Source organism: Isoptericola sp. GX10416, from assembly GCF_056590155.1.
In genome coordinates, this window is the sequence record NZ_JBWPVO010000001.1 from 577,596 (window position 1) to 590,620 (window position 13,025).

The 13,025-nt window shown below is 74.4% G+C and carries 8 protein-coding genes; 1 reads left to right on the plus strand and 7 read right to left on the minus strand.

Annotation, left to right across the window (positions count from 1 at the left end):
* Positions 1-3: 3 nt before the first annotated feature.
* From ACWAT2_RS02915 to ACWAT2_RS02925, 3 genes are all read right to left on the minus strand, one after another.
* Complete coding sequence (locus ACWAT2_RS02915) at positions 4-2,445, minus strand: ComEC/Rec2 family competence protein (protein ID WP_402371159.1); 2,442 nt, start codon at positions 2,443-2,445, stop codon at positions 4-6.
* The gene (locus tag ACWAT2_RS02920) at positions 2,442-3,398 is read right to left on the minus strand and encodes a ComEA family DNA-binding protein (protein ID WP_402371157.1); all 957 of its coding nucleotides are present in this window, start codon (positions 3,396-3,398) and stop codon (positions 2,442-2,444) included. The genes ACWAT2_RS02915 and ACWAT2_RS02920 overlap by 4 nt, the downstream gene beginning before the upstream one ends.
* A gap of 93 nt (positions 3,399-3,491) precedes the next feature.
* Complete coding sequence (locus tag ACWAT2_RS02925) at positions 3,492-4,406, minus strand: DegV family protein (RefSeq protein ID WP_402371155.1); 915 nt, start codon at positions 4,404-4,406, stop codon at positions 3,492-3,494.
* A 102-nt stretch (positions 4,407-4,508) separates the two neighbouring features.
* Between ACWAT2_RS02925 and ACWAT2_RS02930 the strand changes: the two genes are divergently transcribed.
* The gene (locus ACWAT2_RS02930; RefSeq protein WP_402371153.1) at positions 4,509-4,688 is read left to right on the plus strand and encodes a hypothetical protein; all 180 of its coding nucleotides are present in this window, start codon (positions 4,509-4,511) and stop codon (positions 4,686-4,688) included.
* Between the two features lie 55 nt (positions 4,689-4,743).
* On the opposite strand, the gene ACWAT2_RS02935 is transcribed toward ACWAT2_RS02930, so the two are convergent.
* From ACWAT2_RS02935 to ACWAT2_RS02950, 4 genes are all read right to left on the minus strand, one after another.
* Complete coding sequence (locus tag ACWAT2_RS02935) at positions 4,744-7,224, minus strand: glycogen/starch/alpha-glucan phosphorylase (protein ID WP_402371151.1); 2,481 nt, start codon at positions 7,222-7,224, stop codon at positions 4,744-4,746.
* 132 nt (positions 7,225-7,356) lie between these two features.
* Positions 7,357-10,734: an ATP-binding protein gene (locus tag ACWAT2_RS02940; RefSeq protein ID WP_402371149.1), complete on the minus strand. Its 3,378-nt coding sequence runs from the start codon at positions 10,732-10,734 to the stop codon at positions 7,357-7,359.
* The gene (locus tag ACWAT2_RS02945) at positions 10,731-11,474 is read right to left on the minus strand and encodes a DUF4194 domain-containing protein (RefSeq protein ID WP_402371146.1); all 744 of its coding nucleotides are present in this window, start codon (positions 11,472-11,474) and stop codon (positions 10,731-10,733) included. Before ACWAT2_RS02945 ends, ACWAT2_RS02940 begins: the two co-directional genes overlap by 4 nt.
* Entirely contained in the window at positions 11,467-12,972 is a 1,506-nt protein-coding gene (locus ACWAT2_RS02950) for a DUF3375 domain-containing protein (protein ID WP_402371143.1), read from the minus strand. The genes ACWAT2_RS02945 and ACWAT2_RS02950 overlap by 8 nt, the downstream gene beginning before the upstream one ends.
* Positions 12,973-13,025: the final 53 nt, after the last annotated feature.

Consider the following 13,025-nt stretch of genomic DNA (forward strand, 5'->3'; position numbering starts at 1 on the left):
ATGTCATCCGCCCCTCGCGCAGGTGAGCACCAGGCCGCCCTCGCGCACCGCGAGCGCCGACGTACCGCACTCGTCCGTGCGCACGAGGCGCGAGCCCACCGAGGTGTACATCGCGAGCGCCGCCTGCGTGGGGTGGCCGTAGTCGTTCTCCCCGACGGGCACCAGCGTCACGCGCGGCGCCAGCAGCCGCGCGAGCTCCGCGGACTGCGACGCCGAGCCGTGGTGGGCCATCTTGAGCACCTCGACCGGCTCCTCCGGGAGTCCGGACGCCTCCAGCAGCCGCACCAGCCGTTCCTGGCCCGGCTGCTCCAGGTCGCCGAGCGTGACGACATCGATGCCGCCGGCGGTCCGCAGTGTCAGCACCACGCTCGCGTCGTTCGCCCCGGCCGCGCCGCTCGCGGACGACGCCTCGGGCGCCAGCACCCGCCATGCCACCGTGCCCGCGACCCCCTGCTGCTCGAGGCTGCCGACCACGACGGGCACGCCGGCGTCGGCGAGCGCACGCCGGGCGCGCCGTGCCGGCGCCGCCGGTTCGTCGAGCGGTGAGACGACGGCGGCGCGCACGCTGCGTCCGGCGAGCACGGCGTCCAGCCCGCCGACGTGGTCGGTGTGGAAGTGGCTCAGGACGAGCAGGTCGATCCGCTCCACCCCCAGCCGCCCGAGGCACCGTGCGGCGGCATCGCCCGGTGGGCCGACGTCGACGACGACACCGGCGCGTGCGCCGCTGCGCACCACCAGGGTGTCGCCCTGGCCGACGTCGCAGGCCACCACCTGCCAGTCGTCCGGCGCCTCACCGGGGCCGCCGGGGACGAGCCGTGGTACCACCAGTCCGACCAGCAGCGCGCCCGTGACGAGGAGGCCCACGCACAGCACGCCGCGGACCCGGCGTCCCGGGCGCCGGTCGAGACGGCGCGAGCCCCGGGCGACGTGGCGCACCGCCTCCGCCAGGAGCTCGTGGGGTGGGCGCCGCCACCCCCGGCCCGGCGGCCTGCGCAGCAGGACCCACAGCACCGCCGTCGTGGCCGCTGCGAGCAGGAGGGCACCACCGACCCCGCCCGGCCACGGCAGGCTCGCCCCGGGCAGCCCGGCGAAGAACCGGGCGACCGCCGCGATCCACGCGGTCGCCATCCCCGCGAACCACGCCACCACGCCCGCCGTCGCCGGTGCCCAGGGCGCCAGGAGCGTGGCCACCAGCCCCAGCACCGTGGCGGGTACGAGCGCCGGTGCCGCCAGGAGGTTGGCGGGCACTGCCGTCGCGGGAAGCGCAGGGTCGAGGAGGACCAGCACGGGCCCGCACGCGGCCTGCGCGGCGAGCGGCACACCGACGGCGAAGGCGAGGGCTCGCCCGCACCACGGCGCGAGCCGTCGGACGACCGGCCCGGTGAGCAGGATGATGCCGGCGGTCGCGGCGCACGACAGCGCGAACCCGAACGACCGTGACATCCACGGGTCGACGAGGAGCAGCACCGTCGAGGCCACCGCGAGCGCGGGCGGCCCGGCAGCGGGACGCCCGAGCGCCAGGGCGAGCAGCGCGACGGCGCAGGTCCAGGCCGCCCGGAGCACGCTGGGCTCGGGACGGACCAGCACCACGAAGCCTGCCGCACCGAGAACCAGGAGCACGACGCGTGCGGCGCGGGGTACCCGCAGGAGCACGCAGGCGACGGTGAGCGCTGCCACGACGATCGTGAAGTGGCTGCCGGAGACGGCGGTGACGTGCGTCAGCCCGGTGGCCCGCATGGCCTCGTCCAGGTCGTCGGGGAGCCGGGTGGTGTCTCCCACCGCAGCGCCCGGCACCAGTCCGCGGGCCTGCGGCGACAGCCCGTCGGTGACCTCCAGGAGCTCCTGGCGCAGGATCGTCGTCGCTCGCAGCACGGCACCGGGCGGGGTGGTGGTGCGTACCGCTGTCGCGGCCGCGGACGCGACCGTCCCCGCACCGATGCCCGGCGGGCCGAGACGCACGTCGACGACGACCGTGGCCCCGTAGCGCGGCGGAGGACCGGGCGCCGTGACCTCGACGTGCCCCCGCGCCGCCGACCCCGTGCCGCGGGCCCACACCTGTGTCACGGCGACCTCCCAGCGGGTCCCGGCACCGAACGTCGCCGGCCGCGGCTCGGAGACGACCGTGCCGCGCAGGGTCGCGACGGCACCGTCACCGGCAAGCTCCGGCAACGGGGCACGTGCCGCGACCTGGGTGTGCACCGAGACGCAGAGCGCGACCAGGCACACGCCGGCCAGCAGGAGGTGGCCGATGGCAGGCCGCCGGGACCGGCGCACGGCGACGAGACACCCGAGCGCGACCGCCGCGGCGAGGAGCGCGACGGCGAGCACGGCACCCCTGCCGGTGTCAGCGCCGTCGTCCGCACCGGGCTCGACGGTCCCGGTGAGGCACCACGCCGCGACCCAGACGACGAGTGCCGTCGGGGCGAGCCGCAGGTCCGACGTCACAGCACGACGAGGTCGCGCACGTCCGCGAGCAGCGCGGGGCCGATCCCCGAGATCTCCGTCAGCTCCTCGACACGCGTGAAGGGGCCGTGCTCGTCGCGCCAGGCCACGATGCGCTCGGCGATCACCGGTCCCACACCGGGAAGGGAGGTCAGTGCTTCCGCCCCGGCGGTGTTCAGCGCCACGGGTGCGCCGCCCGCACCGTCCGCCGTGCCGTCCGTCGAGCCTTCCGGGACGGGTGCCGGCACGGCGGGCGGGTCCTCCCCCGGCGCGGGGACGTGGACCTGCTCGCCGTCGACGACGGCCCGGGCGAGGTTGAGCGCCGCCAGGTCGGCGTCGTCGCCGGCCCCGCCCGCGCCCTCCACCGCGTCGGCCACCCGGGCTCCGGCCGGCAGGTCGACCAGGCCGGGTTCGGCGACCTCGCCGGTCACGTGGACGACGACGGCCGCCGGCGCCGTCGCGGACGCCGCAGCCGGCGCCGGGCTCGCCGACCCGTCCACGATGCCGGGCTGCGGGGCGAGGAGGTCCGTCACCGCCTCCTCCTCCGCGGGCCCCGCCTGCGGTCCACCGACGGCGACCCCCAGGTCCTCGCTGCTCGCGCCGGAGAGGTAGGCGAGCGCTGCGACGGTCAGCGCCAGGGCCAGGGTCACACCGCAGACGGCGACGGCGACCGGACCGGACAGCGCCCAGCGGCGACGCACCCCGCCGTCGTCCGCCGTCACCGGGTGGCCGTGCGCCGCGCTGTACGCGGCGGCCACGTGCCCGGCCGACCGGCGGGATCGCAGGCGCTCGACCAGCTCGGGGTCCGGCACGTCGGGCGCCATGCGTGCATCCGTTCCCGGCAGGGGTGCTGCCACGGGTGCGGACGGTTCCGCGACCGTCTCGTCGAGGGCTGCTCGCAAAGCGTCGAGTCGTGCGGCGGCGTCGGGGGTGCGCGGCGTGGCGGAGGTGGTCACGACGCGACGCTAAGGACCTCGTCGACCGTCGTGCCGCCGTCGACCGCTGATCTGTGGACGTCCCCGCCCGGGGGTGGCCTCTGGCGCTCGGGCCTACCAGGGACCGCCCGGCTCGAGGTCGTGGACGTGCCCGCCGCGGTCGACGACCATCACCGCCAGCGCCCCCGGCCCGACGTGCGCCCCCAGCACGGCGCTGACCGGCGTGACGACGGGCCGCAGGCCCAGCCGGTCGGCCAGCACCTCGGCCACCTCAGCGGCACGCTCCGGAGCGCCGAGATGATGCACCGCGACGGCCGGCCGGGTGGCCCGGCGCGCACGCTCGACCGCGATCGCCACGAGGCGCGCGACGGCGGCCCGGCGGGTGCGCACCCGCTGCACCAGCTCGACGCGGCCGTCCCGCACCCCGAGGATCGGCCGGACGCCGAGCGCCGTGCCCAGTGCCGCCGCGGGGGCCGAGAGCCGCCCACCGCGGCGCAGGTGGTCCAGGGAGTCCACCAGGAACACCGCCTCGGCCGAACCGGCGACCTCCGCGGCACGCCGCGCGACGTGCTCGGTGTCACAACCCGCGGCGGCGCACCGGGTCGCCTCGACCGCCGCGAACCCGAGGGCCATCGCCGCGGTCCTCGAGTCGACGGCGCGCACCGGGATCATCGCCCGGTGCCCGGCACGCTCCGCCGACGCGAAGGTCCCCGACAGCTCGCCCGACAGGTGCACGGAGACCACCGAGCGGGCACCGTCGGCGGCGGCCGCGCGGTAGGCGTCGGAGAGCTCGACCGTCGAGGGCTGCGACGTCGTCAGGCGCTCGCCACCGCTGATGCGTGCGGCCACGTCCTGCGGGCTGACGTCCACACCCTCGCGCAACGTCCCGTCCTCGGTGACGACCCGCAGCGGAACCACCATCGGGCCGCGGTCCAGCCCCTCCCAGAGCTCGGCATGTGCCGCGTCGTCGGGCGCGGGCAGGCAGGCGGTCGAGTCGGTCACGACGCGCACGGCGACAAATTCAGGCATCGCTGCCGAGTGTAGCCAGGCCCACGCCGCGCACCACGGCGCTCGCGGTCGTGGCGGCTCCTGCGCGCGCGGATCACGCCGAGTCGCGTTAGCGTGCACGACATGCCCGACGACGCCAAGCCTGCCGCCCACGCCGCGGTCCGGGCCGTCGGAGGTGCCGGGGAGCACACCGGCCGGGCGCTCGTCACCGCCGGCAACGCCGTCGTTCCGGAGGAAGGGAGGCACGCACCAGGGCGTGCCCGACACCACCGTCCGGACCACGGCCGCCGGCGACGTCCCTGACAGGGGGAGCGATCGTCGTCGGGTGCCGGAACCATCGGCACCCGACGACGGCGGCTCATGGCGAGGGCAGCACGCCCGCGTGCCAGACGCGGTCCAGGTAGTCCCGCATCGAGCGGTCCGAGGAGAAGAATCCTGAGCGGGCCACGTTGAGCACGGCGGATCGGCTCCACGCGTCCGGGTCGCGATAGGCCTCCTCGACCCGCTCCTGGGCGGCCAGGTAGGACCGGAAGTCGGCCAGGACCATGAAGCGGTCCTCCCCCAGCAGGTTGGACACCACCGGCTCGAAGGTCGACCGGTCGCCCCCGGAGAACTCCCCGTGGGCCACGAGGTCCAGCGCCCTGCGCAGCAGCGGGTCCGACTCGTAGTACGACGACGGCCGGTACCCGGCCTCCTGCATCGCGGCGGCCTCGGGCTCGGTGAGCCCGAACAGGAAGAAGTTGTCGTCCCCCACGAGCTGGCGGATCTCGACGTTCGCGCCGTCGTCGGTGCCGACGGTCAACGCGCCGTTGAGGGCGAACTTCATGTTCCCGGTGCCGGACGCCTCCTTGCCCGCCAGCGAGATCTGCTCGGACAGGTCCGCAGCCGGGATGAGCGTCTCGGCGACCGTGACGTTGTAGTTCGCCGGGAACGCGACCCGCAGCACCTTCGAGACCTCGGGATGGGCACCCACCACCGCTCCGACGTGATTGATCAGCGCGATGATCTCCTTGGCCATGACGTACCCGGGCGCCGCCTTGGCGCCGAAGACGACGGTGCGCGGCACCACGTCGTCGACGTCGAGCTCGCCCGAGACGATCCGGTCGTAGACGCTGATCACGTGCAGGATCTTCAGCGTCTGACGCTTGTACTCGTGCAGGCGCTTGACCATCACGTCGAGCATGGTGGACGAGTCGACCTCGATCCCGTCCCGGCGCGCCAGGAGCTCGACGAGCCGGTCCTTGCCGGCCGCCTTGACCTCGCGGAAGCGGCGACGGAACTCGGCGTCGTCGGCCAGCGGCTCGAGCTCGCGCAACCGGTCGAGGTCGGTCACCCAGCCGTCCCCGATGGCCTCGGTGATCAGTGCGGACAGCCCAGGGTTGGCCAGCCGGACGAACCGGCGCGGCGTGACGCCGTTGGTCACGTTGGTGAACTTCTCGGGCCACAGCCGGGCGAAGTCCGCCAGGACCTTGTCCCGCAGGAGCTGGGAGTGCAGCTCCGCGACGCCGTTCACCTTGGTCGCGGCGACGGTGGCCAGGTGGGCCATCCGCACGCTCCGCGAGGGGTGCTCGCCGATGATCGACATCCGCCGCACCAGCAGCTCGTCGTCGCCGGAGTGCTCCCGCACGCGGGCCAAGAACTCGTCGTTGATGCGGTAGATAATCTCCAGGTGCCGCGGCAGCAGGCGCCCCAGCAGGTCGACGGGCCACACCTCCAGCGCCTCGGGGAGCAGCGTGTGGCACGTGTAGGCGAAGCAGCCCTGCGTGACCTCCCAGGCCTCGTCCCAGTCGAACCCGTTCTCGTCCACGAGGATGCGCATCAGCTCGGGCACCGCGATCACGGGGTGCGTGTCGTTGAGCTGGAAGCAGATGCGCTCCGGCAGCCGGTGCAGGTCGAAGTCCTCCGGCAGCAGCTGGTCGATGAAGTCCCGCAGCGAGCACGCCACGAAGAAGTACTGCTGCTGCAGCCGCAGCTCCTTGCCCTGCGGCGTCGAGTCCTCTGGGTACAGCACCTTGGAGATGTTCTCGGCGAAGGTCCGCGCCCGCACCGCGTCGGCGTAGTCGCCGTGGTTGAAGATCTTCAGGTCGAAGGCGTGCGTCGCGCGCGAGCTCCACAGTCGCAGCGTGTTGACCTGCCCGTTGCGGTAGCCCGGGACCATGTAGTTGTACGGCACGCCGAGCACCTGCCAGCCAGGCACCCAGCGCGTGCGCTCGCGCGCCGTCTCGCCCTCGCCCTCGGTGTACGTCTCGGTGCGCCCGCCGAAGCTGACCGTCACCTCGTGCTCAGGGTGCGCGAACTCCCACGGCGACCCGCCGGACAGCCAGTCGTCCGGCTCCTCGACCTGCCGGCCGTCGACGAACGTCTGGCGGAAGATCCCGTACTCGTAGCGGATGCCGTAGCCGATCGCGGGCACGGACATCGTGGCCAGCGAGTCGATGAAGCAGGCCGCCAGCCGGCCGAGGCCGCCGTTGCCGAGGCCCGGCTCGACCTCTGCCTCGCGCAGCACGGCGAGGTCGATGCCCAACGAGGCGAGCGCCTCGGCGGCGATCTCCTCCAGGTCGGCGGCGACGAGCGCGTTGTCGAGCTGCCGGCCGAGCAGGAACTCCGCCGACAGGTAGGCCACGGCCTTGGGCTGGCGGCGGTAGTGCTCGGTCGTGGTGGTGATCCACCGGGCCATGAGGTAGTGGCGCACTGTGCGTGCCAGGGCGAGGTACTGGTCGTTGACGCTCGCCCGCTGCAGGATGGTGCCCTGCGCGAAGTTGAGCTCGCGCAGGTACTCGCGGACGAAGCCCTCGACGGTGTGCTCCGGCGTGGCGATCAGGGGGGTCGATTCGGTCACGGTCTCGACATTACCCACCGCCCGGCCCCGTGTCCCGGCACTCTATGGTTCTGCTCGTCCTTCCGCCCCCGACGTCGTGGAGCTCCGGTGACCGGTACCGCCCGACATCGTCTGGCCGATCGGCTGACTCGATCAGGCGCCGACGAGCGTCACCAGCCGTGAGCGCCCCGCAGCGTCCTTGACGGCCTGCAGCACGACGTCGACGTGCGGCTCGAGCGCGCTGACCTTGTCCAGCGGCGCACCGATCACGAGCTGGAAGCCCAGTCCGCGCCACGCGCCCACAGCTCGCCCGGCGAACCGCGCGTCGGCCTTGATGAACGCCTCGTCGAGGAACACTGGCGCGTACCGCGGGCGCTCGGCATCGGCGTCACCGAGCTGGTAGCGCAGCGCCGCCCCGACGATGAACGCCACGAGCTCCTGCGACTCCCCTCCGGACTTGCCGGCGATGTGGTCGTAGACGCTCACGTGGTGTCCTGCGAGGTCCACGCACTCGGCGCTGATGCGCACGTGCTCACGGACGTCCACCAGTCGGCGCCGCTCCGGCGAGTCGGGCCGGATCCGATCGACGAGGCGCGCCATGCGCTCGTACCTCCGCTGGCGCTCCGCGGGCGTCTGCTCGCCCGGGTCGCCGGCCAGGTCGCGCAGCTGCCGGCGGAACGAGGCCACGTCGCGCGCCTCGGTCACCTGGGCGGTGATGCGCAGGCGGTGGGTGTCGTCGCGGAACGGCAGCGTGGCCAGGATCGCGTTGACGGGTTCCATCCGCTCGCGGATCTCCGCGACCGACCGGTTCATCACGTTGCCGAGCAACGTCAGGTCGTGCCCGCTGAGCCGACCCAACGTGCGCGACCAGCGCTCGGTGAGCTGGTAGAGGCGCTGCTCCTCGATCTCGTCGAGGATCCGTGCGAAGTCGTCGTAGGACTCGTCGGGGTCCGTGCCCAGGTTGGGGTTGGGCCACGCGTCGCAGAACCGCTCGAACACGTTGCGCAGCGCCGCCCGTGCGGAGCGACCCGCCTCGAGCGCCTCGTCGCGGTCGCGCACGAGCTCGCGCACGACGCCGGCGGTCGCCTGCTCGAGCGCGGCGAGCGACAGCGTCTCCGGGTCCGACGGCGCCACCGCGGCCAGCGCCGCGTCCAGGCGGTCGCGCTGAACTGACGACGGCGCCACGTCCGCGCGCTCGGCCTGGTCGACCGAGTCGGTCACCCGGTCCACGAGGTCGGTGATGGCCGCCCACTGCTCACCCAGCTCGCGCACCCGGTTCTCGGCGTCGGCTCGCTCACGGTAGAGCTCCGTGAGGCGGGAGCGTAGGCGCTGCTCGTCCTCGGCGAGGCCTCGCGCCGCGTCGGATCCGTCGCGCAGCGCCGCGAGCCGTGCGGTGCGGTCGGCCACCGCCTGCTCGGCGCCGGCGACGTCGACGTCCTCCCAGGACAGGCGGAGGGCCTGGCTGGCCGCCACGAACTCGTCGGTGTGCGCCGCCTGCCGCAGCCGAGCCCCCTCCAGCGCGGCACCGGCGTCGCGCAGTGCCGCCCGAGCGTCATCGACGTCGTGCTCGATGCGCGTGCGCCGGCGGGTGTTCGAGAACCCGAGCACCGACGCGCGTCCCGCACCGCCGTGCGCGCCGCGGGCGCCGTCGGACATCTGGCCCGTGCGCGTGAGCGCCCGCCGGTGGGCGCGCAGCTCGGTGGGGTCGTCCACGCAGACGTAGGCGTACTGCTCGGCCAGGCGTCGGGCGAGCCAGCCGCCGAACGGGCCGGCCTTGACCTCGAGCCGGCCGGGCAGGGTCGACGGGTCGGCGTCGTCGTCGAGCGGCAGCCCGGTGGGCACCCCCTCGAACCGGACGCGCCGGCGCAGCGGCACCCCGTCGATGGCTGCCCGGAAGTCCGCCAGCCGCTGTGCGTCGACGAGCAGCGTGGTGGCGAACCCGCCGAGCGCGACGGAGACGGCCTCGCGCCAGGGCTCGTACTCGCCGCGCACCTCGATCAGCTCGCCCACGAACGGCAGCTCGTCGACCTCGAGGCCGGCCGCCTCGGCCAGCGCGAGCCGCGCCGCGTGGTCCTCGGCCAGCATGTTGCCGCGACGTCCGGACAGCGACGCGCGCTCCTGCTCGAGCCGCGCGAGACGCTTCTCCGCCTCGGCCACCGCCTGGCGGGCAGCGAAGACCTCCTCCTCGTGCTCCCCGGCCCGGCGCGTGCGCGACTCGACCAGCTCGTGCGCGCGGCGCAGCACCCGGTCGAGGTCCCGGCGCGTGGCGACCTGCTCCTGCAGGACCCCGAGGTGGGTCTCCAGGCCGGTACGGGCCGTACGGGTCTCCTCCAGAGCCTCGGTCCGACGCCGGATCTCCCGCTCCGTGGACTCGATCGCGTCGCCGCCCTGGCTGCGCAGGGACGCCCGCACGTCCTCGAGGTCCGCCTCGGCCGACGCGATCCGCGCGACCGCGGCGGTACGACGCTCCTCGGCGGCACGGTGCGCCGACCTGTTCGCGCCCTCCTCCGCGCGCACCAACGCCAGCCGGCGACCGTCCCGCCAGGCACCGAACACCGTGGGGCCGGCGGACTCGCCCCCTGCACCGTTGTCGGGCACCCCGAGGGTGTCCAGCAGCGCGACCGAATGCTGCGCGGCCTCCGCCTGCTCGCGCAAGGTCCGCATCGGGCGGAGCACCTCGACCTGCCGGTTCGCGGTGAGCATCTCGGTGCGCACGGCGCTGAGCTCGTCGAAGTGCTCGACGGCGCGGTCCGCGACCTCGAGCGTCTCGGGCTCGGTGAGCACCATCGCCTTGTACAGCGCGTCGACGGTGGTGATCGCCTGCCCCGCTTGGATGCGGCCCAGCAGCTGCATCGCCTTGTGGCCGTCACCGGCGGCGCCGATGCCGAGCGCCGAGTGCAGCCGCGTGGCGAAGGCGACATCCGTGTCGTACGTCGTGAGCCCTGCGTCGGTCAGCCCTGCCCGGGCGAACCGCCCGGCGGCCAGCGGCTCCAGCTCGCGCAGGTCGAACGTGTCGTCGGCGGTGGCGCGCACGACGACGCACTCCTCGTTGCGGGTCGCCCCACGGGGCACGTACCAGGCGCGCAGCGCCGTCAGGACCCCGCCGGACTGGTCGGACCACGACATCGCGATGGCGGTCCACGTGTCCGCCCCGTCCCCGCGCAGCACCTGCTCGCGGCTCGTGGTGCCGTCCGCGCGGGACTCGTCGAGCTTCCCGCGCGCGTAGGACAGCACGTTGCGCTGCTCGCGTCCTCGCGCCCGGCCGGCCGCAGCGCCGTTCGAGGCGCCGTTGAACGGCGTCGTGTGGCTCATCATCAGCGCGATGTAGGCGTCCAGCAGGGTCGACTTGCCGGAGCCCGACGCACCCGAGAGCAGCGTCGCCGCCGCGGAGAAGCGCACCTCGTGGTGCCCGTGGTAGCCGCCCCAGTTCACGAGCTGCATCGACCGGGCCGTCCACTGCCGGCCGTCCGAGGCCGCGGGGATCAGCCCGAACAGGGAGTCGTTCATCCGTGTCGGGGTCGTCACGCTCATTCGTCCGCCTCCTGCGGGCTCGCCGCGATGTCCTCGTCCGGCTGCGGGGCAGGCACGGCCTGCTCGTCGGCCCCGTGCAGCCACCGGGTCAGCTCGCGCAGCCGGTCCACCGGCAGCAGGATCTCCACCACCGGCAGGATCCGGTAGCGACCGGTGGCGACCTCCTCCAGCACCCGCTCGCGCGCCAGCGCCGCCACCGCGTTGTCGATCTCCCGCCTCCGTGCGGACAGGTTGGTCTCGTCGTGCGCCAGGAAGCCCAGCGCGTAGTCGGCCATCTCCTCGGCGTCCACGTAGGCCGCCGCCTGGCCCGCGCCCTGCTCCTGACGGAACCGGTTGCGCACGAACAGCATGAGCAGGGTCTCGACCCGCTTGTACGGCTCGTCCTTCAGCAGCACCGGGATGGTCAGACCGTCGGAGCGGACCTGCCGCTTGTAGGCGATCTCGTAGTCTCGGTCCACCACCAGCTCGACGAACAGGTCGTGCAGGCGCGAGGACACGACCTGCTGGTGGGTCAGCAGCGCCTTCCACTCCACCGGGTGGTCCGCCGCGGCGAGGTAGCGCCGCTGGAGCAGCAGCGCCAGCACCCGGCGGGCCTCGAACGGCAGCACACCGGTGTCTCCCGGGAAGAGCCCCGGATCGTCGTCCTCCACCGCCAGGGCCTCGACGAACGTGCCCGACGGCGCGGCCTCGTCCGGATCCGGCGCCTGCGCCGCGCGTGGCTCCGTGTCCAGCTCAGTCATCCGTCCTCCTGATCGGGGTGCGGGGCAGCACGAAGTCGCGGACCGTCCCGTCGGGACGTCTCGTGGCGACCTGTTCGAGGCCGTCCGCCGGGACGTCGCCCGACGCCCCGCCGTCGTCGGCGGCGAGGTCCAGGTAGCCGAGCAGCTCCACCGGGCGGCGCAACGACCCCGGGCCGGCGGCGAACGCCTGGCCGATGCTCGACGCGCCGTCGATCGTGCCCAGGTGCGCGAGGATCTCGGCGTGCTGCGGTCCCCCCATGGCGCGCAGGTCGGCGATCTCGTCGCCCGGGACGAGGCCGTCGGACCAGTCCTCCAGATCGTCCGGCGGGGTCTCCGGGCGCAGGTCGTGCAGCGCGGTGCGCAGCCGTCCGGGCCGCGCACGCTCGAACCAGCGCAGCGGCTCCACCCGCGCGGCGCGGCCCGAGGCGGGGAACCACTCGGCCATCGCGGCGGTCGCCTCGCGCAGCGCGTCGTCGAGCTCGCGGTCGCGCAACGGGTTGTGGTGGCGGATCTGCGCGGTGACCGTCCGGGACGCCCGTGCCTGCGCGGCCAGCACCACCTCGATCGCACCGACGAGCTGGGCCCGCAACGACTGCAGCACCGCCCGGTGGTCCGGCGGCAGCTCGGCCGCGAACGGGTGCTCGAGGATCGACCGGACCCGGTGCTCGAGACCGTCGAGCAGGTCCGGGTCGCCGAGCAGCTCCATGGCGCCGGCGAACGCCCGGCCCTCCGGCGTCCGCTCCAGGAGGTTCTCCGAGGCGTCCAGGTACTCGGCGACGACCACGCCCGTGGTGCGCTCGTCCTGCCGCAGCCGCGTCACCATCTCGCGCTGCAGGCCGGCGATCGACTCCGCGACCCGCGCGAAGTCGGCCGGCAGCTCGCGCACCAGGGAGAGCACGTGGTCGTACTGCTCGGCGAGCCGCGCTGGCTCGACGGACTCCACCTCTCCCCCGGCCTCGAGCCGGCCCAGCTCCGCCTGCGCCTCGTCGATGCGGGACCGCAGCTCGCGCATCCGGGCATCCCGGTCCGGGTGGGCGTCGCGCGCCAGGTCCTCCACCGTGACCAGCAGGGTCCGGATGCGCGACTCGCTGACCAGGCCGCGGGTGCCCTGGGTGCGGGCGACGACGTCGAGCGCCTCGGCCGCGTAGCTGGAGAGCCGGTAGCGCTCGGCGCCGTCGTCGTCCAACGACCGCACCAGCCACCGCTCGCGCACCCACCGCGTGCACAGCACGCGGGCCGGGTCGTCCGGGACCCCAGGTCCCCGAGCGACGTCGTCGGCCGTGTCGCGCGGTTGGGTGGCTGCTCGCAGCTCGGCCAGCAGGTCGTCGACCTCCACGTGCAGCTGCTCCGTGGCGACCGTGGGCCGGTCCGGGGTGAAGACGCAGCGCAGCACCGCCACCACCAGCGGGGCCTCCGCCTTGTGCAGCAGCCCGAGCGTGGGCGCGGCGAAGGCGCGCCCGACCCCGGCGAGCGCCGTCGCCAGTCGTGCGCTCGTCACGAAGCCGCCAGACGACCGTGCCCTGCGTCGTCCGAGCCTGCGGTTCCGCTCCG

What these genes read in the sequence shown, in the direction of transcription:
- ACWAT2_RS02925 (WP_402371155.1), bottom strand. Translation starts at nt 4,406, where the DNA reads ATGCCTGAATTTGTCGCCGTGCGCGTCGTGACCGACTCGACCGCCTGC.
- ACWAT2_RS02930 (WP_402371153.1), top strand. Translation starts at nt 4,509, where the DNA reads ATGCCCGACGACGCCAAGCCTGCCGCCCACGCCGCGGTCCGGGCCGTC.
- ACWAT2_RS02940 (WP_402371149.1), bottom strand. Translation starts at nt 10,734, where the DNA reads ATGAGCGTGACGACCCCGACACGGATGAACGACTCCCTGTTCGGGCTG.
- ACWAT2_RS02945 (WP_402371146.1), bottom strand. Translation starts at nt 11,474, where the DNA reads ATGACTGAGCTGGACACGGAGCCACGCGCGGCGCAGGCGCCGGATCCG.